19 protein-coding genes are annotated in these 25,019 nt (G+C 72.3%); 10 read left to right on the top strand and 9 right to left on the bottom strand.

The window, feature by feature from the left end:
- A partial coding sequence (locus tag ACFT9I_RS26290; RefSeq protein WP_382568092.1) for a DUF6390 family protein occupies window positions 1-515 on the top strand: 515 nt, incomplete at its 5' end.
- A 30-nt stretch (window positions 516-545) separates the two neighbouring features.
- On the opposite strand, the gene bla is transcribed toward ACFT9I_RS26290, so the two are convergent.
- Entirely contained in the window at window positions 546-1,475 is a 930-nt protein-coding gene (bla, locus tag ACFT9I_RS26285; protein ID WP_382568090.1) for a class A beta-lactamase, read from the bottom strand.
- 158 nt (window positions 1,476-1,633) lie between these two features.
- Here bla and ACFT9I_RS26280 point away from each other — a divergent pair, with 158 nt between their 5' ends.
- From ACFT9I_RS26280 to ACFT9I_RS26270, 3 genes are all read left to right on the top strand, one after another.
- Window positions 1,634-2,560: a LysR family transcriptional regulator gene (locus ACFT9I_RS26280; RefSeq protein ID WP_382568098.1), complete on the top strand. Its 927-nt coding sequence runs from the start codon at window positions 1,634-1,636 to the stop codon at window positions 2,558-2,560.
- Window positions 2,557-3,501: a serine hydrolase gene (locus ACFT9I_RS26275; RefSeq protein WP_382568088.1), complete on the top strand. Its 945-nt coding sequence runs from the start codon at window positions 2,557-2,559 to the stop codon at window positions 3,499-3,501. Before ACFT9I_RS26280 ends, ACFT9I_RS26275 begins: the two co-directional genes overlap by 4 nt.
- 142 nt (window positions 3,502-3,643) lie before the next feature.
- A complete protein-coding gene (locus tag ACFT9I_RS26270; RefSeq protein WP_382568086.1) occupies window positions 3,644-4,567 on the top strand; it encodes a hypothetical protein in 924 nt (307 codons plus the stop codon).
- 6 nt (window positions 4,568-4,573) lie between these two features.
- On the opposite strand, the gene ACFT9I_RS26265 is transcribed toward ACFT9I_RS26270, so the two are convergent.
- Genes ACFT9I_RS26265 through ACFT9I_RS26250 form a run of 4 tightly spaced genes read right to left on the bottom strand, consistent with a single transcriptional unit; the run spans window position 4,574 to window position 10,521 of the window.
- On the bottom strand, window positions 4,574-5,275 hold the full coding sequence (locus ACFT9I_RS26265) for a beta-glucanase (protein WP_382568084.1): 702 nt from the start codon (window positions 5,273-5,275) through the stop codon (window positions 4,574-4,576).
- A gap of 55 nt (window positions 5,276-5,330) precedes the next feature.
- Window positions 5,331-7,553, bottom strand: a complete 2,223-nt coding sequence (locus ACFT9I_RS26260; RefSeq protein WP_382568082.1) for a bifunctional serine/threonine-protein kinase/ABC transporter substrate-binding protein — start codon at window positions 7,551-7,553, stop codon at window positions 5,331-5,333.
- Window positions 7,553-9,754 (bottom strand): bifunctional serine/threonine-protein kinase/ABC transporter substrate-binding protein, encoded by a 2,202-nt coding sequence (locus ACFT9I_RS26255; protein ID WP_382568080.1) that lies wholly within the window; start codon window positions 9,752-9,754, stop codon window positions 7,553-7,555. Before ACFT9I_RS26255 ends, ACFT9I_RS26260 begins: the two co-directional genes overlap by 1 nt.
- On the bottom strand, window positions 9,751-10,521 hold the full coding sequence (locus ACFT9I_RS26250) for a hypothetical protein (RefSeq protein ID WP_382568078.1): 771 nt from the start codon (window positions 10,519-10,521) through the stop codon (window positions 9,751-9,753). The genes ACFT9I_RS26255 and ACFT9I_RS26250 overlap by 4 nt, the downstream gene beginning before the upstream one ends.
- Window positions 10,522-11,050: 529 nt before the next feature.
- Here ACFT9I_RS26250 and ACFT9I_RS26245 point away from each other — a divergent pair.
- The 5 genes from ACFT9I_RS26245 (at window position 11,051) to ACFT9I_RS26225 (ending at window position 18,622) form a co-directional block, all read left to right on the top strand.
- Window positions 11,051-12,559 (top strand): PHB depolymerase family esterase, encoded by a 1,509-nt coding sequence (locus ACFT9I_RS26245; protein WP_382568077.1) that lies wholly within the window; start codon window positions 11,051-11,053, stop codon window positions 12,557-12,559.
- 119 nt (window positions 12,560-12,678) lie between these two features.
- On the top strand, window positions 12,679-14,097 hold the full coding sequence (locus tag ACFT9I_RS26240; protein ID WP_382568075.1) for a 3-hydroxybutyrate oligomer hydrolase family protein: 1,419 nt from the start codon (window positions 12,679-12,681) through the stop codon (window positions 14,095-14,097).
- A 166-nt stretch (window positions 14,098-14,263) separates the two neighbouring features.
- Window positions 14,264-15,016: a 3-hydroxybutyrate dehydrogenase gene (locus ACFT9I_RS26235; protein ID WP_382568073.1), complete on the top strand. Its 753-nt coding sequence runs from the start codon at window positions 14,264-14,266 to the stop codon at window positions 15,014-15,016.
- Between the two features lie 101 nt (window positions 15,017-15,117).
- Window positions 15,118-16,575 carry an MFS transporter gene (locus ACFT9I_RS26230; protein ID WP_382568071.1) on the top strand — a complete coding sequence of 486 codons (1,458 nt, stop codon included), beginning with the start codon at window positions 15,118-15,120 and terminating at the stop codon, window positions 16,573-16,575.
- A 64-nt stretch (window positions 16,576-16,639) separates the two neighbouring features.
- Window positions 16,640-18,622 (top strand): helix-turn-helix domain-containing protein, encoded by a 1,983-nt coding sequence (locus tag ACFT9I_RS26225; RefSeq protein ID WP_382568069.1) that lies wholly within the window; start codon window positions 16,640-16,642, stop codon window positions 18,620-18,622.
- Window positions 18,623-18,665: 43 nt separating this feature from the next.
- Here the strand turns inward: ACFT9I_RS26225 and ACFT9I_RS26220 are convergent, their stop codons facing one another.
- A complete protein-coding gene (locus ACFT9I_RS26220) occupies window positions 18,666-20,171 on the bottom strand; it encodes a phosphoesterase (RefSeq protein WP_382568067.1) in 1,506 nt (501 codons plus the stop codon).
- Between the two features lie 265 nt (window positions 20,172-20,436).
- Between ACFT9I_RS26220 and ACFT9I_RS26215 the strand changes: the two genes are divergently transcribed.
- The gene (locus ACFT9I_RS26215) at window positions 20,437-21,246 is read left to right on the top strand and encodes an aminoglycoside N(3)-acetyltransferase (protein ID WP_382568065.1); all 810 of its coding nucleotides are present in this window, start codon (window positions 20,437-20,439) and stop codon (window positions 21,244-21,246) included.
- A 12-nt stretch (window positions 21,247-21,258) separates the two neighbouring features.
- On the opposite strand, the gene ACFT9I_RS26210 is transcribed toward ACFT9I_RS26215, so the two are convergent.
- Genes ACFT9I_RS26210 through ACFT9I_RS26200 form a run of 3 tightly spaced genes read right to left on the bottom strand, consistent with a single transcriptional unit; the run spans window position 21,259 to window position 25,006 of the window.
- Window positions 21,259-23,358 (bottom strand): xanthine dehydrogenase family protein molybdopterin-binding subunit, encoded by a 2,100-nt coding sequence (locus ACFT9I_RS26210; protein ID WP_382568063.1) that lies wholly within the window; start codon window positions 23,356-23,358, stop codon window positions 21,259-21,261.
- Window positions 23,355-24,428 carry an FAD binding domain-containing protein gene (locus ACFT9I_RS26205; protein ID WP_382568061.1) on the bottom strand — a complete coding sequence of 358 codons (1,074 nt, stop codon included), beginning with the start codon at window positions 24,426-24,428 and terminating at the stop codon, window positions 23,355-23,357. The genes ACFT9I_RS26210 and ACFT9I_RS26205 overlap by 4 nt, the downstream gene beginning before the upstream one ends.
- Entirely contained in the window at window positions 24,425-25,006 is a 582-nt protein-coding gene (locus ACFT9I_RS26200) for a 2Fe-2S iron-sulfur cluster-binding protein (RefSeq protein ID WP_382568096.1), read from the bottom strand. The genes ACFT9I_RS26205 and ACFT9I_RS26200 overlap by 4 nt, the downstream gene beginning before the upstream one ends.
- Window positions 25,007-25,019 lie beyond the last annotated feature (13 nt).

Raw genomic sequence — 25,019 nt, 5'->3', positions numbered from 1 at the left:
GCGTCGAGGCGTACTGGATCGGCAACGACCTCTTGGACCGGGCCGACCCGGCGGCCCTGCTGGCCCGTATGCGCGACCGTTTCCGCGGCCAGTTGGGCGGCACCTGGCGCGAGGCGTCCGACCGCGCCCTCGCCCACCACAGCTTCCAGGTCTTCGACGTCTACCCGTGGGCGGAGTTGCTGCGTTCCTCGGGCAATCCGACGGCGCTGTCGGTCCTCGACCGGTGCCGCATCCGTACGGGTGTGGTCCGCTCGGTCGCGGGCGAGTCGGCCACGGTCGAGTCCCGCCCGCTGACCTGGACGGGTACGGCCCTGATCCCCGGACCGCCCCGCGAGGAGTCCGTGCGCTGGTCGACGGGAGGCCGCTCGCTGATCCCGGGGCTCGCGCCCGGGGACCTCGTGGCGCTGCACTGGGACTGGGTGTGCGACGTGGTCACGGAGGCGCAGGCGGCCCGCATCGAATCGACGGAGGCGGGGCAGCTCGCGGCGCTGGAGTGTGCGCCCGCGACGGGCTGAGCGCGGGCCGACGCGCACGCTGACGCGGGGTCAGGCGAGCGCGTTGAGGGTGACCTTGGCCGCTCCGGCGAGCAGGGCGTCGTCGGGCTCGGCGTCCTTGACATCACGTCGGGAGAGCACGGCGATGGCGATCGGGGCGGCCTTGGGCGGCCAGACGATGGCGATGTCGTTACGGGTGCCGTAGCCGCCGGTGCCGGTCTTGTCGCCGACCTGCCAGCCGGTTGGGGCGCCCGCCCGGATGACGTTGTCCCCGGTGGTGTTGCGTTTGAGCCAGTCCGTCAGCACGGCGCGCTTGGTGGGGGCGAGGGTGTCGCCGAGGACGTACGTACGTAGATCGGTGGCGAGCGCGCGGGCTGTGCTGGTGTCGCGGAGATCGCCCGGGACGGCTTCGCTGAGCGCCTCCTCGTAGCGGTCGCACCGGGTGACACGGTCGCCGATGGAGACGAGGGCGGCTTCGAGGTTCTTGGGGCCGCCGATCTCGCGGAAGAGGAGGTTGGCCGCGCCGTTGTCGCTGTAGCGGACGGCGGCGTCGCACAGCTCGCGCAGGGTGAGGCCCGTGTCGAGGTGCTTCTCGGTGATCGGCGAGTAGCCGGCGCCGGCGAGATCGTCGCGGTCGTACCGTACGAGCCGGTCGAGCCGGCCGAGGGAGTGCTTTTCGAGCATGACGGCGGCGAGCAGTGCCTTGCAGGTGGAGGCGTACGCGAAGCGTTCGTCGGGCCGGTGGGTGATGGACCGGCCGCTGCCGGTGTCGATCGCGTAGACGCCGAGCCGGGCGTCGAACTTCCGCTCCAGATCGGCGAACGCGCGCCTGGTCCGGGCGTCGGGCGTGGGCGGGGCGCCGGACGGGGGCGGGCTCGACTTCGTGGCGGCCTGGGTGCTCGTGTCACACCCGATGAGGGGGAGGGTCGCGAGGCCGGTCAGGGTGGCGAGTGCGGCGCGGCGGGGGATACGGCTGGACATGTGGTGGCGGGTTCCCTTCCGTGGAGCTCTGTTCGGACGCTTCGCCCCGAGGAGAACAACGCCCGCCCGTTCACGTCCAAGACCGATATGGCTCATGCAACGATCAATTATCGGTATGATTGCTGGTCGTGGACCTGATACGCCATCTCCAGTGCTTTGTGGCTGTTGCGGAAGAGTTACATTTCGGCCGCGCCGCCCAGCGTCTCGGCGTGGCCCAACCACCCTTGTCGCAGCGCATCCAGCGCCTGGAGCGGGAGTTGGGTGTACGCCTCTTCGAGCGCTCCAGCAGGCAGGTGACGATCACCAAGGGAGGCACACTCCTGCTCGACGAGGCCCGTCAGTTGCTCGCCCACTCCGAGGCGCTGATGGCCACGGCCCGCCGTATCCAGGACGGCCACAGCGGGCTGTTGCGCGCTGCCCTGCCGCCCGACATCACCGGTGAGTCCGTCGCCGCGATCCTCGCCGGTTTCCAGGAGCGCGAGGGCGGTGTGGAGCTGGAGCTGCACGAGCTGGCGACCGCCGAGCAGCTCGCCCGACTCGCCTCGCACGACCTGGACGTCGGTCTCATCCACCACCCCTGCGACGTGTCCGGGCTGGAGCTGGGCCCCGTCCTGCGCCACGAACTCGGCGTCCTGCTGCCGCACGACGCCGCCGAGGCACGGCTCGAAAATGTCCCGCTCGCCGCACTCACCGGCTACGACCTGATCCTCTTCCCCCGCGCCCATGCCCCGGCCGTGCACGACGAACTCCTGACCACCTGTGCCCGGCACGGCTACACCCCCACCGCGGTCCGGCACGGCCAGGGACCGAGCTTCATACGCGGTCTGCTCCTGTCCAGCCGGGCCGTCGCCTTTGGCCCGCGCGACGCCCACCAGGCCGGGGACTCCGACCTCGTCTGGCGCCCGCTGAGCGGCGCGCCGCTGGCCTGGCGTCACTCGGCGGCCTGGCCACGGGGGCGGGGCGACGCCGCCGTACGGGCCTTCGCCGACACCGTCACCGACGCCCTGGGCCGTACCGCCTCCGCCGGCCCCGACGTGTCCTCCGGCCCGCTGCATCTGCGCCCGACGGCGGAGTACTGGATATGACCGAGCCCACCACCCGCAACCACCCACGCAACCACGTACGCGACCGAATTCGCGCCGCGTTCGCCGAAGCCGGTGTCACCGGCTGGCTGCACGCCGTGGACATCGACTCCGGTGCCCAGATCGACGTGGGCGCGGACCAGCCGGTGGTCACTGCCAGCGTCCACAAACTCTGCCTGCTCGTCGCGCTCCATCAGCACGCCGAGGCGGGGCACCTGGCCCTGACCGAACAGGTCGAGTCCCAGGCCGACGGCCGTACGCCGGGGCCGACCGGGCTCTCCGCCATGCTCGATCCGGCTCGTCTCTCCCTGCGCGACGCGGCCTATCTGATGATGGCCGTCAGCGACAACACCGCCGCGGAGCTGCTGCTGGCACGCGTCGGCCTCGACGCCGTCAACGACACCACCGAGCGGCTGGGCCTCACTCGTACCCACGCGGTGCAGACCTTCCGCGAGTTCATCACCACCATCAGGGAGGACGCGGGAGAGGGCGGCCCGCAGGCCCTGGCCGATCCCCAAGTCCTCGCGCGCCTGCGCGCGTTGGACCCCGCCCGTACCAACCGCAGTACCCCGCGCGACATGACACGCCTGCTCGGCGCGATCTGGCGCGACGAGGCGTGCAACCCCGAGCACGGCGCGGCGGTCCGTCGCCTGCTCGGCCTCCAGGTGTGGCCCCACCGGCTGGCCTCGGGCTTCCCGTTCGACGAGGTGCACGTCGCGGGCAAGACCGGCAGTGCGCCCACCCTCCGTAACGAGGTTGGCGTGATCGAATACCCCGACCACGGCCGCTACGCCGTCGCGGTCTTCACCCGCGCCGCCAGCCCGGCCGCCGCCCTGCCCGCGGCGGACGCCGTCATCGGCACCACGGCCCGCATCGCGATCGACGCGCTGCGCAGCCCCGATCCGCGTTCGGCGGGTGGCCTTCGGGGGAGGGCGGGTCCGTAGGGCTGTGCCTGGCTGTGCCCTCGGGTGCCGGACAGGCTGGTTCTCGTCTACGGGGGGACATGGGCCTTCGCGCAGTAGTACTAGTGTCATCGGCGAAGCGGGATATCCGTCGTACGACTGGGACGCACTGAGCGGGGCGGTTGTGGAAGAGCACCGGGCAGACACCGATGCCGAGCGGGAGGAGACCCCCCGCGACGACGCGTCGGAGCTGAGCGACCGGCTCGGCCGGCTGGAGCAGGTGGTCGCCGGGATGGCGGCCGAGGCTGCCGCGCGCGGTGGGGGTTCCGGGCCGGCGGAGGCGGAGACGGTCGATGACTCCGCGCCCGAGGTGGAACATGAGGAACGCGAGGAACAGGCTGCGAGCGACGGCGAGTCCGCAGGTGCTGCGACGCCCGAGGTCGATGCCGAGGTGGAGGCCGAGACCGAGGTCATCGCCGCCATCCCCTCGGAGCCGGAGCCGGAGCCGGAGCTGGAGCCCGTGCCCGTGCCGGGACCGTCCGTGTCGTACGACGAGCCGGCACCGTACGACGACACAGCTGCTCCTCGACGGAAGCGTCTGCGCCGGATCGGCTGGGTCCTGGCGGGCTCCTGCGTCTGCTGCGCCGTCGTGCTCGGCGGCACGATGATCAGTGGCGGCTCGGCGCCGCCCTGGTTGTCCATACCGGGGGTCACGGAGAGCAACGACGAGGAACCGGGGAACTCCTCGCCGCGTCCGGCGGATTCGGTCTCGGGCGCGCCGGAGGCGGGACCGGGAGAGAGCGGCGCACCAGGGTCAGGAGACGACGCCACCCGTACCGGGGAGGCTGCGGAACCTTCGGCGGGGGCACGGTCCGGCGGCAGCGGCTCACCCGACCCCTCCCCGACGGAGACCGGCGCCGTCTCACCCTCCGCGACATCGGGAAGCCCGAGCGCACCGGAGGCCACGACGTCACAGTCCCCCACGGGCGGCACCGGCACCGGTGGTTCGGGATCCGGCACACCGACACCCTCCGACACCCCGACCGACCCCCCGTCGGACGACACCGATCCGCTCGGTGGCCTTCTCGGGGGACTGTTCGGCGGCTGACCGGGCTCAGGGGCGGTAGACGAGAAGCTTGGTGACCTCGTACGACATCTCCGTCGTGCTCGGTTCCGGGGGCGGGTGGTAGCGGCCCGCGCAGACCGAGAGGTTCACGATCAGGTGGGCCTGCCAGTTTCTGCCCACGCCGGAGCGGTTGGTGTAGGCGCGGGTGCCGTTGACGTACCAGACCACGGAGCGGGCGCCGAGGCGGACCTCGAAGTCCACCCAGGCGCCGGGGCGGACCGCCTTGTCGCGGTAGTAGCGTTCGCCGCCGTTCACATGGTTCGACAGCTCCAACAGGTCGGGGTTGTCCGGGTGGTACTCGAACACGTCGATCTCGTTGCCGCCGTCCAGCCAGGTCCAGATCGCGGGCCAGGCCCCTAGCTCCTTGGGGAGACGGACCCGGGTCTGGAGGATGTCGCCCGTGCGGACCATGAAGTCGTCGGGGCTGCCCTCGGTGGTCAACAGGCCCGTGTACCAGGTGCCTTGGGGCATTCGGGTGGCACGGAAGACGCCGGTCCTGCTGTACGCGGGGTCCGGGGTGAGGTAGTCCAGTTTGTCGTCGTCCGGGTTGGTGGGGCCGCTGTCGGGATAGGCCCAGGAGCGGCCGGCCACCCACTGGTCCTCGGACGAGAAGTCGGCCGTGAAGACCGGGCGGCCGTGGGGGGAGGGGGAGTTCGCGGACTCGTCCGCCGTACCTGAGGATCCGACCATGTACGTATACGTACCTGCCGGGGAGGCTGACGAAACGCCATAAAAGACCGCACAGTTACTCGACCTGGTCGTACCGGCCCAAGAAGCGGAACGTCCCGCCCCGCGCCTGGAACAGGAAGTACAACGGGGTGTTCGGCTCCAGGCTGGTGCCGTCCGTGGAGAAGCGGAGAGGTTTGGCGACTCCCCGGTACTCGGCGTCGAACAGGCGCCGGGCCACGGCGACCGGTTCGATGTCGGCCGCTCCGCCCAGCTTCTCCAGGGCGCGCGCGACCAGGCCCACGGCGTCGTACGCCTCCGGGGACCAGCGCCCGGGTTCCGCGCCGTACTTCTCGCGGTAGGGCGTCCTGAAGGTGCCGGACACGCTGCGGGGGTCGGTGAAGGGGGCGCCGAACAGCCAGTCCTGGCCCGCCGTTCCGGCCTGCTGGAGGAAGACCGGGCTCATGATGTGCCAGGTGCCCAGGCGCGGTCCTGTGAAGCCCGCGTCCGCGAGTGCGCGGGCGCAGCGTGCGGCGCGCTCGGGCGATGTGGCGCTGAGGACGACGGCCTGTGCCTTGGCGGCGAGGGCGTCGCGTACGGCGGGAGCGAAGCCGTCGCTGTCGGCGGCGACGGGGTGGACGGTGGTGGTGCCGTCGTTCGGCGGTTGCTGTACGAGCGAGTTGGTGAGCGCCTGCCCCGGTCCGCCCGCCGCTCGGTCCGCCGCTCCGCCTGCCGCTCGGTCGTCGATCACGGCCGTGCGGTCCACCGGCCGTACGGAGGTCAGATACGAGATCAGTGGCACCCCCAGGGAAGACTCGGGGCCCCGGGTGACGCGCAGCGTGGTGAGGTTCAGGTCGGGCCCGGTGAGTTCGGTGCCGTCCCCGGAGATCAGCACCATGGCCGTACGGGCTTGCTCGTAGAGCGGGGCGGCGGCCGCCGCTGCGGCCGAGCCGAGGCCGAGGACCACGTTCACCCCGGCCTCGACGAAGCGCCGAGCGGCTTCCCGGGCGCGGGCCGCCTCACCTCTGTCGTCGAGGGTGTCGAGGGCGAGGCGGAACGTGCCGCCCGCGCGCTGGTTGTGCTGTTCCACGGCGAGCCGCGCCGCGCGCTCCTGCGCCACGGCGTCCGTCTTGTTCGTACCGCTGAGGTCCGCCTGGAAGCCGAGGGTGTGTACGGGAAGGGTGCCGCCCGAGCCGCCGGTGCTCCCTCGCCCCGCCGTCAGATAGGCGGTGACTCCGCCGCCGACGGCGACGACGGAGGCCGCCGCGCTTCCCATCAGCAGGACGCGCCGCCGGGTCGGCGGGCGGGTGTTCTGAGGCTCAGGGGGCGCCGGGCCGTCGGCGGTCGGGTCGGTGTCGCCTGTCGGCTGCCGTGGGGATCGTCGGGGTGTGGGCACGTCCAGCGCCCGTGCGGAGCGTTCGGCGACCACGCGCAGGAGAGCGGGCGGCAGCCAACCCTCCTCCCGGCGCTCGGAGAGGTCCCGCGCCAGTGAGCCCCGCGGGTCACGGAGCGCGGCCGCGACCTCCCTGACCGTCGGCCGCTCGGCCGGGTCCTTGGCCAGGCACGCCCGTATCGGTGCCAGTAGCTCGCCGGGCACCTCCGCCAGGTCCGGCTCCTCGTGCACGGTACGGAAGAGGACGCCCGCCGCGTTCCCGGTGCCGAACGGCCGCCGGGCGGAGGCCGCGTACGCCAGGACACAGCCCAGCGAGAAGACGTCGCTCGCCGGGCCGACCTCTCCGGCGCGGGCCTGTGCCTGTTCCGGCGCGAGAAAGCCGGGCGTTCCGACGACGGCGTCGGGTGCGGTGAGCGCGGTGGCGCCCCCGGTGTGGGCGATGCCGAAGTCGATGAGGCGGGGGCCGTCGAGGGCGAGGAGTACGTTGCCGGGTTTCACGTCGCGGTGCACAAGTCCCGCGTCGTGTACGGCGGTCAGCGCCTCGGCCAGCCGGGCTCCCAGCGTCCGTACGGCGGCGACGGGCAGTACGCCGAAGCCGTCGACCGCCTCGACCAGCGACGGTCCGGCGACGAACTCCGTGGCCAGCCAGGGCTCCCGGGCCTCCGCGTCGGCGGCCACGACCGGCACGAGCCAGCGCCCCGTCAGACCGCGGACCGCCGTCACCTCGCGCCGGAACCGGGTGCGGAATGCGGGGTCCGCCGCGTGCCCGGCGTGGATCGTCTTGAGTGCGACGAGTGCCCCGCCCGCCGTACGGGCGAGGTAGACGACGCCCATGCCGCCCGCGCCGAGCCGGGCGAGGAGCCGGTGACCGCCGATCTCCTCGGGGTCGTCGGCGGTCAGGGGGCGCATCAGAAGTCGACCTTGCCCACGTAGGAGTACCGGCCGCCCTTCACCTCGTACCGGAAGCTCTCGTACCCCTCCAGCCAGCGGTAGTACTTGTTGAACGAGTACGACCGGACGACGCCCTTGTACGTGCTCTTCATCAGCAGGTCGAACAGCGTCTTCCCGGAGGGCCGGCCGCCGGCCTCGGTGAGGCGCTGGATGACCATGCGGGTGACGTCGTACGCCTCGGCGGCCCAGTACGGGGGCGCGGAGCCGTAGCGTTTTCGGTAGGCGGTGGCGAATGCGCGTACGGCGGAGGCCGACGGGTCGATGTACGGCGCGAAGACCTGCCAGCCGTCGGCGGCGGCGCCCGCCGCGGACAGGAACTCCCGGTCGGCCGCCGGGTAGCCGAGCACGCGCGGGCCGTCGAAGTCCGTCCCCGCGAGGGCGCGTGCGACGGCCGCGGCGCGGGCGGGGGTGCCCGTGTAGACGAAGGCGTCCGGCTTGTCCGCGACCATGTCGGCGACCACCGGGGCGAGGTCCTTGGCCAGCCGTGGCGCGACGCGTGGTTCGCCGGCGATCTTGAAGACGCCGAGGTTCTGGAACATCGTCTGGCCGAGCTGCCAGGCCGGTGTGCCGCCGCCCCGGTCGACCAGTACGCCCACGCGCCGGGCGCCCTGGGCCTGGAGGGAGAAGGCGGCCGTGGCGGGCAGATGTGTGTAGGAGGGGACGGCCTGGAGGAAGTGGCGGGGCTCCGAGGTGCCGTACACGCTCTGCGCGGACGAGGCCGTGAGCTGGGGGACGAGCCGTTCGTCGTAGCTGTCGAGGCTCGCCCCGGTGGTCGCGTCACCGGTCGAGCCGATGACGGCGAGCAGATCGCGGTCGGCGGCGAGCGCGCGGGCCACCTTGGTGGCGCGGGTCGCGTCGCCCTGGTCGTCGACCGTCTTGAGGGTGAGCGTGAAGGGCCTGTCCTCGCGGGAGTTGAACTGCTCCACGGCCAGCCGTATCCCGCGCTCCTGGCCCTGCCCGACGGCTCTCTGCGGGCCCGTCAGGTCGGCCTGGACGCCGAGGATCCAGCGGCGGACACGGGGCGAGGAGGCCGACGCGGCCCTGTCGTCGCGCCGAGTGGCCCAGACGGCGGCACCGCCACCGCCGGCGGCGAGCAGGGCCGCACCGCCGAGCAGCAGGAAACGGCGGCGGCCGGTGGGGCGCGGCGTGGGTGGCGTGGGCGACGCGTCCGTGGGAACGTCCGTCGGCTGTCCGTCCTCCCGTTTTCCGCCTGCCGGTTGTCCGGCTGCCCTCGCATCGAGGGCCGTGGTCTCGATGTCCGGGAGGGCGAGCAACTCGGCTGAACGGTCCGCGATGAGTCGTACGACGGCGTCGGGCAGCCAGTCGATGCCGCTCTCGGGTGTCTCCTCCACCAGCGTCTCCTCCACCAGCGCCTCGTCCACCTCGCGGGCGGTGGGCCTGCCGTCCGGGTCCTTGGCGAGGCAGCGCTCCAGGAGGTCGCGTGTGTCGTCGGGGACGCCGTCGAGGTCGGGCTCGTCGTGCACCGTGCGGTAGAGGAGGGCGTCCACGGCACCGGTCCCGAAGGGCGGGCGCCCGGTGGCCGCGTAGGAGAGGAGACAGCCGAGGGCGAAGACATCGCTCGCGGGCGACGCGGGCTGCGCCCGCGCCTGCTCCGGAGCGAGGAAGCCGGGTGTGCCGACGATCATGTCGGCCGAGGTCAGCGCCGTCTCCTCGGTGGCACGGGCGATGCCGAAGTCGATGAGGCGGGGGCCGTCGACGGCGAGCAGTACATTGCCGGGCTTGACGTCGCGGTGCACAAGTCCCACGTCGTGCACCGTGGTCAGGGCGCGGGCCAGCATCCGGCCGAGTACGCGCACACCGCGCGGCGGCAGCGGACCGCAGGCGGCGACAGCCTCGGCGAGCGACGGGCCGGGGACGAAGGCGGTGGCGAGCCAGGGCGCGGACGCGTCCGGGTCGGCGTCGGTGACGGGCACCACCCAGGGGCTGTCCACGTGCCGGGCGGCGGTCACCTCACGGCGGAAGCGTGCGCGGAACTCGGGCTGGTCGGCGTACTCGGGCAGGATCACCTTGACGGCGGCCAGTTCACCCGACTCGGCACGGCCGAGGTAGACGACGCCCATGCCGCCCGCGCCGAGCCGGGCGAGGAGCCGGTGGCCGCCGATACGGGCCGGGTCGGTGGGGGTGAGTTTCTCGGTCATCGACGGTCACCCTTCGCGTCGCCGCTCGCGCCACCGTCCGCAGCACCCTTGGCATCGCCGCTCGCGGCACCCTTCGCGCCACCGTCCGCGGCGTTCTTCGCGTCACCCTTCGTGTCGCCACCCGGCTCCGACGGATCCCGCTCGATCGCTCCCCGGAGGCTGGAGCGCATACCGACGTGCGGATCCCGTAGCCGGTCGAGCAGCTCGGCCTGCGACCAGCCGCGGGCGCCCTTGGCGGAGACGGCGAGCGTGAACTGGCCGATCCGGGTCTGCTCCCAGATGTACGGGTGTGAGCCACCGGCCTCGGCGCTCGTATAACTGCCCAGCTCGGTGAGGGAGTCCTCGGCGAACTCGTTCCCGAACTCACCGAGCGAGACCGGGATGTCCCTCAGGGACGTGATCAGCTCGTCGGAGCGCAGCTGCTGCGAGGGGCAGCGCATCATCTCCTCCAAGACCTCGGCGTTCTCCCAGTCGGCCTGCTCAGCAGTGCGGTGCGCCGTGACGACGGCGCTCAGCCGCAGCGCGGCCTTGCCGTCGCTCGCCGGTATCTCGTAGGAGCGGGTCAGCGTGGCGAGGACGTCCTTCGGGAGCGCCCGCTGCTGCCAGACGCAGTCGTCGCCGAGGACCGGCCAGCGCCGCGGGTCGCTCTCGTACGGGGTCCGGCGTACGGCGCCGGGGCCGAAGGCGGACGGGTCCGGGAGTACGTCCCGGACCAGGGCAGCGGCCTGCGCCTGCGTCTTCGGGAGCCGGTCGGGGGCGATGTCCACGACTTCGGTCGGTGTCGGGGACGCGGTCGGTGCGGGGCCACCCTTCAAGGAGGGCTTGGACTCTGACGGTTCGTCATCTCCACCGGAGGTGCAGCCCGCAAGCAGTACGACACCTATCGCCGTGGCGCAGCCAAGGCGCGTCACTCGGCCCGTCACGACCACAAGTCCCCCATGATTCCCCGTCCGCCCACCATGCGGCTGCCACGATGCTAGGCGTCAACTCGCACGAGCCAGCGACCGGTTGACGATCTCGTGGCAGAGCCGTACCTCATCCGTCACACATCCGGTGTGAACACCGCCTGACCGGCGGGTGGTTGAGGAAAAGGTCCTGAGCGTGCCGCAGCACCGGCGCGCCCCGTAGCACCGCGCCGTGCTCGCCGCAACAGGTGGTGGCGCCGCTGTGGCCGCCGCGTTGTGGAGCGCCGCCACATTCCGTGGCGGACCGCACGCTTCCTACTGTGACCGCACCCCACTCCGGCCGTCGTCCCCCCTGGGGACGGCGGCCGGACCAATGTCGCGGGAGGTCACCGTGTTTCACGTATCGCCGTCCCACTCGGAACGACCGACACGCACCCCCACCCGACGGCGCGGGCGTCCGCGTCGCGCCCTCGGCCGTGTCGCCGCCGCCCTCGCCCTGGCCGCCGGAATCGCCCTGCTCCCGCCCGCGCCCCGGGCGGAGGCCGCCGTCGCCCTTGAACGGGTGACCAGTTTCGGGGCCAACCCCGGCAACCTGAACATGTACGTCTACCGTCCCTCGTCCCTCCCGGCGAACGCGCCGGTGGTCGTCGCGCTGCACGGCTGCACGCAGTCCGCCCAGATCTACGCCGACAACTCGGGCCTGACCACCTTCGCCGACCGGCACGGCTTCCTGCTGGTCCTCGCCGAGACGACGTCCCTCAACAACGCGAACAAGTGCTTCAACTGGTTCCAGGCCGCCGACATCGGGCGCGGCCAGGGCGAGGCCGCGTCCGTCCGGCAGATGGTCGCCCACGCCGTCTCGGCCTACGGCGCCGACCCGGGCCGGGTCAATGTCACCGGGCTCTCGGCCGGCGGCGGTATGACGGCCGTCATGCTCGCCGCGTATCCCGACGTCTTCAAGGCGGGCGCCGTGATGGCCGGACTGCCGTACGACTGCGCCACGGATGTCCTCGGAGCGTTCACCTGCATGAGCCCCGGCGTGGACCGTACGCCTCAGGACTGGGCGCAGCGCGTACGGAACACCTACCCCGGCTACACCGGCCCCTGGCCGAAGGTGTCCGTGTGGCAGGGCGACAACGACCCCACCGTCGTCCCGAGGAACGCCGACGAACTGCGGGACCAGTGGACCCAGGTGCACGGCCTGGACCAGACGCCCGACCGCAGCTCCACCATCGGCCCCAACAGCACGCGCCGGGACGAGTATCTGGCCGGGGACGGCACCGTCGCCGTGGAGGTCAACCGCGTTCCGGCCATCGGGCACGGCACGCCCGTGGACCCCGGCGGCGGCGCCGAGCAGTGCGGGGCGACCGGCACCGCGAACTTCATCGACTCGATCTGCTCCAGCTACTGGGTCACCCGCTTCTTCGGACTCGACACGTCCGCGCCGGGGCCCGGGGACCTGTCCGCCCCGACGGGCCTGCGGTCCACGGGAGTGACCGGCTCCTCCGTCGCGCTGGCGTGGGAGCCGGTGGCCGGCGCGACCGGCTACGCGGTCTACCGAGGCGGTACGCGGGTGGGCGGGCCGACCGACCCCCGGTACACCGACAGCGGTCTGGCCGCCGGCACCACGCACACGTACAGCGTCGCGGCGCGTGGCGCGGACGGCGCCGAGGGCGCCCGCTCGGCGCAGGTCACGGCGAGCACCACCGGGGCGACGGCGACTTGTTGGACGGCGAGCAACTACGAGCACGTACGCGCCGCGCGGGCGACCACCAGCGGTGGTTACGTGTATGCGAAGGGTTCGAACCAGAACATGGGCCTCAACAACACGTTCGTCATCCGCACGCTCAAGGAGTCCCCGACGGGTTACTACGTCCTCGCCGACGCTCGCTGCCCCTGACGGGTGGGTAGCGTCCCGCCGCCCCGCACGTGTCGCTTGTCGTGTCCTGACGACGGATCCTGACGACGGATCCTGACGACGGATCCTGACGACGGATCCTTACAACGGAGTGATGGCCCATGCCACTTGTCCCGCAGTACGCCCGATGGATCCGCGCCGCGTGCCTCGCCGCGGCGGCCCTCATGGTGGCGGGGGCGGGCCCGGCGGTCTCGGCCCCCGCCAAGGGTGCCGACCGGCCCGGCCACTGCGCCGGGATGGACGCGATCACCGTCCCCGGCGCCGAACACCAGCGGGCCGCCTGCCTGGACGAGCTGACGACCGCAGGGACGGTCGCCTCCGGCCACACCGACGAGGCCGACTGGGCGGGGCTGACCCCGAAAGACCTCGCCACCCCCAGCGGCGTACCGGGCATCCAGCTCGACGGCTACTTCCCCGACTCCTCCACCACCAACACCACCCACGGCTGGAACCACGACTCGCAGTTCGTGATCCGGCTGCCCGACCGCTGGAACGGCGGCCTCGTGATCGCCGGATCGCCGGGGGTCCGCAAGCAGTACGCCAACGACCGCGCGTTCGGCGACTGGGTGCTCGCCCGCGGCTACGCCTTCGCCGCCACCGACAAGGGCAGCACCGGCGCCACCTTCCACCGCGACGGCGCCGTGCCCGGCGACGCGCTCGCCGAATGGAACACCCGGGTCACCCAACTCACCGTCGCCGCACGGAAGGTGACCACCCAGCGCTATCAGCGGCCCGTCTCCCGCACCCTCGCAATGGGCATGTCCAACGGCGGCTATCTGGTGCGATGGCAGCTGGAGAACCACCCCGAGCTGTACGACGGGGGAGTCGACTGGGAGGGCACTCTCTGGCGTACGGAGGACCCCAACCCGCTCACCTTCCTGCCGCCCACCCTGCGCGCCTACCCCACCTACGCGGCCGGTGGCGCGGGCGCCGGCGCGGCACACCGGCAGATCGTGAAAGCCGGATTCCCGGCGGGCTCGGAATTCCTCTGGCCGTACCACCACCAGTACTACTGGGACCTCACCCAGCGCATCTACCGCGAGGAGCTGGACCCGGAGTACGACGGCGCCACCGAGGCCGGGACCCCCTTCTGCGCGCCGGGAACGCCCGCCTGCGACGCCGACTACGACTACGACGCGCGGCCGGGCGCGGTCCGCGACGCCGTCGGGAAGATCGCGCTGACCGGCCGGATCGGCAAACCGCTGATCACCTTCCACGGCACGCTCGACGTGCTGCTGCCGATCTCCAAGACCTCCGACACGTACGCGGCGATGGTCCGCCGCGAGGGCCGGGGCTCGCTCCACCGGTACTACCGCGTCGAGGGCGGCACCCATGTCGACTCCCTCTTCGACACCTTCCCCGACCGGCTCCGCCCGCTGGTGCCGTGTCACCGCTCGGCCGTCGTCGCACTGGAGCGCTGGCTGGACGACGACCGGCGCCCGCCGTCCAGCCGCACGCTCCCGATGCCCGAAGGTGCGGATCCGGCCACGCTGCTCACCCGGTGCCCGTTGAGCGGGTGAGGTGGTCACGTAACGCCAGGTAACTCCACGTAGCGCCAAGTACGTTACGTAGCGTCATACGCGCCGCTCTCGGCCAGGCGTGTGGTGTACGACGACACCTGATCGGCATCCGGTGTGGTGAACCGTTACATGGGATGTCGGGTCAGGTGTCTCTACCGTTCCGGCCATGAAGAGCAGGGAACTCAAGGGCCGCACCGCCCTGGTGACCGGTGGCGGCAGCGGCATCGGACGGGCCTGCGCCGAGGCGCTCGCCCGAGCCGGGGCGCTGGTCCACATCGTCGACCGCGACGCCGACGCGGCCAAGTCCGTCGCCGCCGACACCGGAGGCGTCAGCCACGCCGTGGACCTCGCCGACGCCGGCGCGATCGGCCGGCTCCCCACCGCCGTGGACATCCTGGTCAACAACGCCGGGCTGCAACACGTCGCCGCCATCGAGGACTTCCCGCCCGAGAGGTTCGAGCTGATCCAGAAGGTGATGCTGACGGCCCCGTTCCTGCTGCTGCGGCACTGCCTGCCGCACATGTACGCGGGCGGCTGGGGCCGCGTGGTCAACATCTCCAGCATGCACGGACTGCGCGCCAGCCCCTTCAAGTCCGCGTACGTCGCCGCCAAGCACGGCCTGGAGGGGCTGAGCAAGGTGGCCGCGCTCGAAGGCGCGCCGCACGGTGTCACCAGCAACTGCGTCAACCCCGGCTACGTACGGACTCCGCTCGTGGAAGGGCAGATCGCGGCCCAGGCCGCGGCCCACCACATCCCCCCGGACGACGTCGTCAGCGACGTACTGCTGGACCGCTCCGCGATCAAGCGGCTGATCGAGCCGGCGGAGGTGGCCGCGGTGTGTGTCTGGCTCTGCGGACCCGACACCGGTTACATCACCGGTTCGTCGATACCCGTCGACGGCGGGTGGGGCGCCCGCTGACGCCCCCGACGCCCGACCCGCTCCACCACTCCCCATCGCCCCCGCTCCGCACCACCCGCACCCCCGTCCCTGCCCGCCCAACGAAACACGGTGACTCCACCATGAGTGTCCCCAGCTCCCCACCACCCCGGCGGGTCGACATCCGCCGCATCGTCGCGGCCAGCCTCGTCGGCACCACCATCGAGTGGTACGACTTCTTCCTCTACGGCTCCGCCGCCGCGCTGGTCTTCAACACCCTGTTCTTCCCCAGCAGCGACCCCCTCGTCGGCACGCTGCTCGCCTTCCTCACCTACGCCGTCGGCTTCGCCGCCCGCCCCCTCGGCGGCATCGTCTTCGGTCACTACGGGGACAAGATCGGCCGCAAGAAGCTCCTCGTGTTCAGCCTCCTGCTGATGGGCGGCGCCACCTTCGCCATGGGGCTGCTGCCCACGCACGCGACCATCGGCGTCGGCGCGCCGATCCTGCTGACCGTGCTGCGGCTCGTCCAGGGCTTCGCACTCGGCGGCGAGTGGGGCGGTGCGATCCTGCTCGTCTCCGAACACGGCGGTGACAAGAGCCGTGGTTTCTGGGCCTCCTGGCCGCAGGCGGGCGCGCCCGGCGGCAACCTGCTGGCCACCGGTGTGCTCGCGCTGCTCGCCGCGATCCAGTCCGACGAGGCGTTCCTCGCCTGGGGCTGGCGCATCCCGTTCCTGCTCTCCGGTGTGCTCGTCATGATCGGCCTGTGGATACGTATCTCCGTCGAGGAGTCACCGGTCTTCCTGGAGGCCCAGCGGCAGGCGGCCGACGAGGCGGCGCGGGCGGCCGGGGCCGCTGCCACGAGCGGCGTCCCCGCCGTCAAGGAGGAAGCGCCCGTCGTGCAGGTGTTCCGCAAGAGCTGGCGTGAGGTGCTGGTCGCGATCGGCACCCGGTTCGGCGAGAACGTCTCGTACTACATCCTCACCGCCTTCGTCCTCGTCTACGTCACCGTGCATCTGGAACTGCCCAAGAGCGACGCCCTCAACGCGGTCCTGATCGGCTCGGCGGTGCACTTCGTCACCATCCCGATGTGGGGTGCGCTCTCCGACCGGCTCGGCCGCCGCCCGGTCACCCAGATCGGCGCGATCGGCATGGTGGGCTGGGCGTTCGCGTTCTTCGCGCTGCTGGACACCGAGTCGTTCCCGGTCATCGCACTCGCGGTGACGGTGGGTCTGCTGTTCCACGGGGCGATGTACGGGCCGCAGGCGGCCTTCATCTCCGAGATGTTCGACACGAAGGTCCGCTACTCGGGCGCCTCGATGGGGTCCCAGCTCGCCTCGATCATCGGTGGCGCGCTCGCACCGCTCATCGCCGTCGAACTGCTCAAGGACTACGACTCGTCCGTGCCGGTGTCCATCTATCTCAGCGCGGCGGCGCTCGTCACCGTCGTGACCGTGTGGGTGGCGAAGGAGACCCGGGGCCGCGACCTGACGAAGGACGGGCTGGTCGGCTCCGTGCCCGCGCCCGCGCCCGCCGCGCCGTCGACTCCGGCCCCCGCGACCCGCGCGGAGACCGCCAAGGACTCGGCCCGGCTCGGCGGCTGACCGCCCCCGGGAGGGGACCGAACTCCCGCCGCCGCACCCATGCCCACCTGGAGGTGATCACCGTATGCTCGCCGACGTGACAGCTCCAGGCACCCGGCACTCCGTGGCTGCCCTGCGCCGGCTCCTCGACCTGCTGGCGCGGGGCGCCCCCACGGAGGAGTTCGCCCGCCCCGCCGCCGACGCCCGCGAGGCAGGCGTACGGGGCGGTGAACTGGCCGCGATCACCGACGCCACCGAGGTCGCCCTGCGCATCAGGCGCACCCTCAGCCAGCACCGGCGGCGCGAGGCGCAGCTCACCGCCCTCTTCGACACCGCGAGCGACCTGGCCGCGCTCCGGGACCTGGACGCCGTGCTGCGCGCCATCGTCCACCGGGCCAAGCTGCTGCTCGGCACGGACGTCACGTATCTCTCCCTCAACGACGAACTCGCCGGCGACACCTACATGCGGGTGACCGACGGATCCGTGGCCGCCGCGTTCCAACAGGTGCGGCTCGGGATGGGCGAGGGCCTCGGCGGACTCGTCGCGCAGACCGCCCGCCCGTACGCCACCGGCGACTACCAGCGCGACACCCGCTTCCACCACACCAACACCATCGACAGCGCCGTACTCGACGAGGGGCTGCGCGCGATTCTCGGTGTGCCGCTGCGCGTCGGCTCCCGGATCATCGGAGTGCTGTACGCGGCGGACCGCGCGCCCCGTGAGTTCGCCGCCGAAGAGGTCGCCCTGCTCTCCTCGCTGGCCGACCACGCCGCCATCGCCATCGACGGCGCGCGGCTGCTGGAGGAGACGCGGGCCGCGCTGGTCGACCTCAACTCGGCCTCGGAGACGATCCGGACACACAGCGGGGAGATACGCCGCGCCGAGGCGGCGCACGACCAGCTGACCGACCTCGTGCTGCGGGGCGGCGGGGCCGACGACGTGGCCGCGGCCATCGCCGACATCCTCGACGGCGGGATCCTCATCCACGACGCGGACGGTGCCGAACTCGCCCGCGCCCGCGCCGAGTCGGTGCCGCCGCCAGGTGCCGTGCCAGACGTCCAGACCCCCCGGAAAGCCGCCGGACCGGACCTGGCCCCGGCCGTCGCCGCCTCCCGGGCCAGCGGCCGGGCGGTCCCCCTGAACGGCACCTGGGTCTGCGCGGTCCTGGCCGGCCCGGAACTCCTCGGCAGCATCGCCCTCACCGGACACGCGGACCTCGCGGACGTCGACCGGCTCCTGTTCGAACGCGCCGGAGTCGTCACGGCGCTGCTCCTGCTGCTGCGCCGGTCGGTCGCCGAGGCGGAGGACCGGGTACGGGGCGAACTGCTGGGCGACCTGCTCATCGGTTCCGGCGACCCGGGCGCCCTGACCGCGCGGGCCCGGCGGCTGGGGGTCAACCTGGCCCGCCGCCACTGCGTGTTCGTCGCGGACAGCGAGACGGCGGACCGGCACCGCCTGCTGGCCGTGGCCGCCAGACACGCCCAGGCCGGCAAGGGGCTGGCAGGCATGCACGAGGGACACGTGGTGCTGGTCGCGCCCACCGAGACCCCCGGGCCGACCGCGCGCAAGCTGGCCGCCGAACTCGGCCAGGCCGTCGGCTCCCCGGTCACCGTCGGCGCCGCGGGCCCGGCCGCGGGACCCGCCGAACTGCCCACCGCCCACAGCGAGGCGGGCCGCTGTCTCTCCGCCCTGCGCGTCCTGGGCCACACCGGGCACGGCGGCGCCACCGACGAACTCGGCTTCGTGGGCGTACTCCTGGGCGACCGGGCGGACCTCGGCGGTTACGTACGCGCCACGCTCGGCCCCGTACTCGACTACGACGCCGAGCGCGGCACCGACCTCGTCGGGACGCTCGACGCGTACTTCGCCGAGGGGGCCAGCCTCACCCGGACCAAGACCGCGCTGCACGTCCATGTGAACACGGTCGTGCAGCGGCTGGAACGGGTGGGCCGGCTGCTCGGGCCGGACTGGAACTCCCCGGCGCGCACGCTGGAGATCCAACTGGCCCTGCGACTGCACGGGTTGACGAGCGCCGGACGGGCTGGGATCCGCCCGTCCGGCGACTGACGATCGACCGGCCTGCCAAGTCCCGTACTAGCGGACTAACGGACTAGCGGACCTTGACGAAGACCGGGTTCGAGTAGAACCAGAGGTCGTCCCACGGGCTCTCAAGACCGTCCGCGAGCGGCTCGGCCTCGTCCGTGCTGGTGCCGCGGACGCGGGCGTAGAGGTCGGCGTCCACGTCGCGCAGGGTGTGCTTGATGACGTACTCGTCGCCCTGCTTGCGCCAGTCGCGCTTGCCGAACCGCGCCACGACCTTGGTCGTCGGGTTGGTGTCGGAGTCGCGGTTGTCGCTCTTGCCGGTGATCTTGCCGACGATCAGGTCGACGCGACGTACCTCGGGACGGTCGCCGTTGGCGTTCTTGCCGTCCAGCGGGCGGAACCTGATCTCGATCTCGACGTCCGTACGGCCCCGGTTGGTGACCGTGATCGTCTCGCCCACGGCGGCCTCGTTGCCGCGGTTGCTCGCCGTGACGTCGAGGGTCCGGATGAGGTCGCCGGTGCCGACCCAGATCCGGCCGTTGCGCAGACCGTCCATGATGTCGCCGTAGTCCTGGCGCGCCAGCACGTGGGTCTTGCTGTACTCGCCCGGCCAGAAGTCGGAGCCGCCGCGCGTCCAGTGCACGTGCGAGTCGGACGTCGCGGTGATCCACCAGCGCCGGCCCTCGCCGAGCAGCGAGTCCCACAGGCCGCCGACGCGCGCGGTCATCTGGTCGAAGCCGCCGTGCGTCGGGTAGTTGCCGTACCCGCCGCGGTCGCCACCGTTGAGCGGGCCCGCCTGGTGGCCGGGAGCACCCTCGAAGCCGACGTAGATGTCGGACGCGGCGTCGTTGCCGTTGCGGAACTCGCGCGGCGTGTCCAGACCGTAGACGCCGAGGCCGGTCGCGGAGCGCGAGGCGTGGTGGGCGATCACCAGCGGCTTACGGGGCATGCCCTTGGCCGCCTTCAGGAACTCCACCATCTTGGCCTCGGTGTCGCGGCCCGGGTCGGCGGGGAAGGGGTCGAGCTTGGCGAAGCGCTTCTCCAGCTCGTACAGCTGCTGCGCCTCGTCGGTGTGGTGCGGGATCATCAGCGTGTGGTGGTCGAGCGCCGGGGCGTCGAACTCCATGCCCCAGAACTGCAGCACCTCGGGGACGAGCACGCGCGAACGCAGCAGGTCGGGGTAGGCCTGCTCCAGGTTGACCTTCGAGTGCGTCGGACCGCCGTGGTCGGTGCACATCGCCCAGCTGAGACCGAAGTTCTTCGCCATGATCGCGTTGGTCACGATCGGGTAGACGGCGTCGCCGCCCTTCTGGAACACGGGCGGGTTCTTCGTCGTGTCGAAGGACCCGCTGTACTCCGAGTGCACGTGGTGGTCGCCGGCGCGCCAGGCGCGTCTGCGGGAGTCACCGGAGCCGCCGGACTTCTTGCGGTCGTCCTCGTCGTTGCCGAAAGCGACGCCGGTGCCGACGATCGGGGCGGCCGCGGCGAGGGTGGCGCCGACGCCTGCGAACTTGACGAGCCGACGCCGGGAGAGGGCGGAGCGCTCGGGGTCTTCGGTGTTCTTGTCCTTCACGGTTGGAGCCTTTCGTTCAACTTCCGGCGCGGGGGGTGCCAACCGCAGAGTCTCGAAGAACAAACCGAACGCCGAGTGAACGGAGGCTGGGCCTACCGAGAACAACGAACGCTGCCCGATACACCGACCACCGCGCCGGCCTCGCACTCACCGGCCGCGACACCCCTGCCGCACCCGGCGCCGACCCGGACAGCCGTCGGTGAGGTGGGAAAACCGGTGAAAACCCGGTGGTGCGGGGAGCCTCGGCACTCGACACTCTCCAGTTATGCCTACTCCGCCTCCGACCGGCCCGATGTGTACGCGCGATTCGCTCGCCTCCGACCTCCGCGCGCTCGGCGTCCACCCCGGTGAGACGCTCCTCGTGCACTCCTCGCTCAGCTCGCTCGGCTGGGTGTCCGGCGGTGCCGAAGCTGTCGTCATGGCGCTGATCGACGCCCTCGGCAACGCCGGGACCCTGGTGGTGCCGACGCAGTCCGCCGACAACTCGGACCCGGCGCACTGGGAGAGTCCGCCGGTGCCCGAGGCATGGTGGGCGGACATTCGTGCCTCGACACCGGCGTTCGACGCACGAACGACTCCTTGCCGCAGGGTCGGTGTCGTACCGGAGGCCGTTCGTAACTGGCCGGGCGCCGTCCGCAGCAGTCATCCGCAGACCTCCTTCGCCGCCGTGGGCCCGCGCGCCGCCGCGATCGTGGACGGCCACGCACCCGACTGCCGGCTCGGCGAACGGAGTCCGCTCGCCCGCCTGGAAGAAGGTGCGGCGCGGGTCCTTCTGCTGGGTGCGGGCTTCCGGTCCTGTACGGCGTTCCATCTGGCCGAGTACCGGATCCCCTCGCCGTGTGTGGACAACTCCTTCGCCGTCATGACCCCGCACGGCCGCACGTGGAGCACGGTGCGAGACACCTCGATCTCCTCGGACCGCTTCGACGAGCTCGGCGCGGCCTTCGAGAAGGAACACCCAGTGGTGCGAGGCACCGTGGGAGGTGCGGACGCCCGGCTGTTCGCGCTGGCCGACGCCGTCGCGTATGCCGAGACCTGGCTGTCCGAGCATCGGCCGCGTACCGCTGAGCTGTAGCGGTCCGGCGGGTCAGCCCAGGTGCGGCAGCAGTGTGTCCGGGCGCATCGGGGCGTGGCGCAGGCGGACTCCCGTCGCGTGGTGCACCGCGTTGCCGATCGCCGCGGCCGTGCCGACCATGCCCAGCTCGCCGATGCCCTTGCTGCCCATCGGGTTGAGGTGCCGGTCGTCCTCCTCGATCCAGTGCGCCTCCACGGAGGGCACGTCCGCGTGTGCGGGCACGTGGTACGAGGCGAGGTCGCGCTCCGTGAAGTCGCCGGCCACCGGATCGAGCGTCGCTCCCTCCATCAGCGCCATGCCGAGCCCCATGGTCATCGCGCCGATGAACTGGGAGCGTGCCGTGCGGGAGTTGAGGATGCGACCGGCTGCGAAGACTCCCAGCATCCGGCGCACCCGGATCTCGCCCGTGTCCGCGTCCACCTGGACCTCGACGAAGTGCGCGCCGTAGGAGTGGCGGGCGAACTCCGACCCGGCTCCCACGTCCTCGGTGGTGTCGGCGCTCGCGGACAGCCCCTCCGGAGGCACCGGGCCGCCCGCCGCGTCGATACGGGAACGCAGCGCACGGCACGCCTTGTCGACCGACCAGCCCCACGAGCCGGTGCCCGACGAACCGCCGGCCAGCGGGGCGCGCGGCAGGTCGCTGTCGCCGATCTCGACACGGACCCGGTCCATGGGCGCGTGGAGCGCGTCGGCCGCGATCTGGGTGAGCACGGTGCGGGCTCCCGTACCGATGTCCGTGGCATTGACCCGTACCAGGAAGCCGCCGTCCGCGTCGGCGCGCGCCTCCGCCGTGGACGGTGAGACCAGCACCGGGTACGAGGCGGCGGCGACGCCACTGCCGAGCAGGAACCGGCCCTGCCTCCGTACCCCGGGGCGCGGATCGCGGTCCCGCCAGCCGAACCGGTGGGCCCCCTCGCGCAGACACTCCACGAGATGACGGCTGCTGTACGCCCGGCCCGAATCCGGCTCGTGCGAGGGCTCGTTGCGGATCCGCAGCTCCACCGGATCCATCCCGACGGCCAGGGCCAGCTCGTCCATCGCCGACTCCAGCGCGTACATGCCCGACGCCTCGCCGGGCGCCCGCATCCACGACGGTGTCGGCACGTCGAGCGCGGTGACGCGGTGGGTGGTACGGCTGTTGGGCGAGGTGTACATGGTGCGGGCGGGAGTGGCGGCCTGCTCCACGAACTCCTTGATCGTGGACGTGTAGCTGATCATCTCGTGCGCCAGCGAGGTGATCAGCCCGTCCGGGCCCGCGCCGAGCCGCACGCGCTGGATGGTCGGCGGCCGGTGCCCGACGAGCGCCGGGAGCTGGGAGCGGTGCAGCACCAGCTTGACGGGGCGTCCGACATGCCGCGCCGCCATCGCGGCGAGCACCGGCTGCGGACGCGGGGTCCCCTTGGAACCGAAGCCGCCACCGACGTGTTCGCTGATGACGGTGATGTGTGCCGGGTCCATGCCGAACAGCGCGGCCAGGGTCTCGCGTACGACGCTCGACCCCTGGCTGGAGTCGTGCACCGTCAGCCGCCCGTCGTGCCAGTGGGCGACGGCGGCGTGCGGCTCCATGGGGTGGTTGTGCATGGGGTCCATCGAGTAGGTGACATCGACGGTGATCGGGGCGGCGGCGTGGACGGCGTCGAAGTCGCCGCGCTCGCGGGTGGCGGGGTGTCCGGCGTTCGCCTTCTCGGGGGTGTAGAGGCCGGGATGGTCGGCGGTGAGGATGACGTCGTGGTCCTCGGCCACGTAGGTGACCCGCACGGCGTCGGCGGTGGCGCGCGCCGCTTCCGGCGTCCTGGCCACCGCGACCGCGACGATCCAGCCGCGGTGCGGCACGCGGTCGTCGCGCAGCGCACCCAGCGTCGGGTCGTCGGGCTCGTTGATCCGCGGCGCGTTCTCATGGGTCAGTACGGCGACGGCGCCGGGCTCGGCGAGCGCGGCGTCCGTGTCGAACGACGCGATCCGGCCGCGGGCCACGGTCGCCGGCACCACCCACGCGTACAGGCAGCCGGGCGGGGTGTGTTCGGCCGCGTACCTGGCCGTCCCGGTGACCTTCGCCGGACCCTCGATGCGGGCGGCGGCGGATCCCAGGGCCCGCTCCCGGCTGGTCGTCATCGGTCTCCTCGGCGGTCGTCGGTGGGGCGCGGGTCGGCAGTGCGGTGGTCCGCGTGGCGCGGGTCGGTGGGGTCGACGGCGCTCGCCTCGGGGTCGGCCAGCTCGGTGAGCAGGCGGACGGCGAGGTTGCGGGCCATCGGGACCTTGAAGCCGTTGTCCCGCAGCGGCCGCGCGGCGGCCAACTCCGCATCCACGGCGCTGCGGAAGGCGTCGGCGGTGGCCGGTCCGCCACGCAGCGCGGCCTCGGCGACGGTCGCCCGCCAGGGCTTGTGGGCCAGCCCGCCGAAGGCGAGCCGTACCTCCCGTACGACACCGTCGCGCACGTCGAGCGCCACGGCGGCCGAGGCCAGCGCGAAGGCGTACGAGGCGCGGTCCCTGGCCTTGCGGTACGCGGACGGCAGCCCGGCGGCCGACGCGGGCAGCCGGACCGCGGTGACGAGTTCGCCGGGCCGGATCACGGTGTCCTGGTCGGGGCGGTCGCCGGGCAGCCGGTGGAAGTCGGTGAGCGGCACGGTGCGTTCGCCGTCCGGACCCAGCAGTAGGACGTCGGCGTCGAGCGCGGCGAGTGCGACGGCCATGTCGGAGGGATGCGTCGCCACGCATGCCTCCGAGTGCCCCAGCACCGCGAGATCGCGGTGCGCACCCTCCCGCGCGGGACAACCGGAGCCGGGCCGCCGCTTGTTGCACGGCTTGGTGATGTCCTGGAAGTACGGACAGCGGGTGCGCTGGAGCAGATTGCCGCCTGTGGTGGCCGAGTTGCGCAGCTGTCCCGAGGCACCCGCGAGCAGTGCCTGCGACAGTACCGGGAAGCGGGTGCGGACGGCCGGGTCGGCGGCGAGATCGCTGTTGCGCACGGTGGCGCCGATGAGCAGGCCGCCGTCGGCGGTCTCCTCGACGCGGTCGAGCGGCAGCCGGGCGATGTCGACCAGATGACCGGGGGTCTCGACCCCGAGCTTCATCAGGTCGACGAGGTTGGTGCCGCCACCGAGGAATTGGGCGCCCGGACGGTGGGCGAGGAGGGCGACGGCCTGGGCCGGATCGGTGGCGCGTTCGTAGGTGAAGGACTTCACGAGGACGCCACCTCCGTCCTGCTCGTCCTGCTTGTCCGGCTCGTCCTGCCCGCGACGTCCTCGACGGCCGCGACGATGTGCGGGTACGCGGCGCAGCGGCAGATGTTGCCGCTCATCCGTTCGCGGATCTCGTCGGCGGTGAGTGGCACCGGTGCGCCCGGGGGCGGGCCGTCCGCGCCGGTGACATGGGACGGATGTCCGCCGGCCGCCTCGGCGATGACGCCGACCGCCGAGCAGATCTGGCCGGGTGTGCAGTAGCCGCACTGGAAGCCGTCGCGGTCGAGGAACGCCTGTTGCAGCGGGTGAAGACCGTCCGTACCGCCACCGCCGCCCGACAGGCCCTCGATCGTGGTGATCCGGGCACCGCTGTGTGCGATGGCCAGCATCAGACAGCTGTTGGCGCGCCGGCCGTCGGCGAGGACGGTGCAGGCGCCGCACTGGCCGTGGTCGCAGCCCTTCTTGGGGCCGGTGAGATCCAGGTGCTCGCGCAGGGCGTCGAGCACCGTGGTTCGGTTGTCGAGCGTCAGCCGGTGCGGGGTGCCGTTGACGTGGAGCATCACTTCGGAGGTGTGCGGCATCACCGTCGGGTAT

This window comes from Streptomyces sp. NPDC057137, assembly GCF_042670825.1.
GTDB lineage: Bacteria > Actinomycetota > Actinomycetes > Streptomycetales > Streptomycetaceae > Streptomyces.
This window is presented reverse-complemented; position numbering and strand designations above follow the sequence as displayed.

What these genes read in the sequence shown, in the direction of transcription:
- bla (WP_382568090.1), bottom strand. Translation starts at nt 1,475, where the DNA reads ATGTCCAGCCGTATCCCCCGCCGCGCCGCACTCGCCACCCTGACCGGC.
- ACFT9I_RS26275 (WP_382568088.1), top strand. Translation starts at nt 2,557, where the DNA reads ATGACCGAGCCCACCACCCGCAACCACCCACGCAACCACGTACGCGAC.
- ACFT9I_RS26265 (WP_382568084.1), bottom strand. Translation starts at nt 5,275, where the DNA reads ATGGTCGGATCCTCAGGTACGGCGGACGAGTCCGCGAACTCCCCCTCC.
- ACFT9I_RS26260 (WP_382568082.1), bottom strand. Translation starts at nt 7,553, where the DNA reads ATGCGCCCCCTGACCGCCGACGACCCCGAGGAGATCGGCGGTCACCGG.
- ACFT9I_RS26255 (WP_382568080.1), bottom strand. Translation starts at nt 9,754, where the DNA reads ATGACCGAGAAACTCACCCCCACCGACCCGGCCCGTATCGGCGGCCAC.
- ACFT9I_RS26240 (WP_382568075.1), top strand. Translation starts at nt 12,679, where the DNA reads ATGCCACTTGTCCCGCAGTACGCCCGATGGATCCGCGCCGCGTGCCTC.
- ACFT9I_RS26235 (WP_382568073.1), top strand. Translation starts at nt 14,264, where the DNA reads ATGAAGAGCAGGGAACTCAAGGGCCGCACCGCCCTGGTGACCGGTGGC.
- ACFT9I_RS26230 (WP_382568071.1), top strand. Translation starts at nt 15,118, where the DNA reads ATGAGTGTCCCCAGCTCCCCACCACCCCGGCGGGTCGACATCCGCCGC.
- ACFT9I_RS26225 (WP_382568069.1), top strand. Translation starts at nt 16,640, where the DNA reads ATGCTCGCCGACGTGACAGCTCCAGGCACCCGGCACTCCGTGGCTGCC.
- ACFT9I_RS26215 (WP_382568065.1), top strand. Translation starts at nt 20,437, where the DNA reads ATGCCTACTCCGCCTCCGACCGGCCCGATGTGTACGCGCGATTCGCTC.
- ACFT9I_RS26210 (WP_382568063.1), bottom strand. Translation starts at nt 23,358, where the DNA reads ATGACGACCAGCCGGGAGCGGGCCCTGGGATCCGCCGCCGCCCGCATC.
- ACFT9I_RS26200 (WP_382568096.1), bottom strand. Translation starts at nt 25,006, where the DNA reads ATGCCGCACACCTCCGAAGTGATGCTCCACGTCAACGGCACCCCGCAC.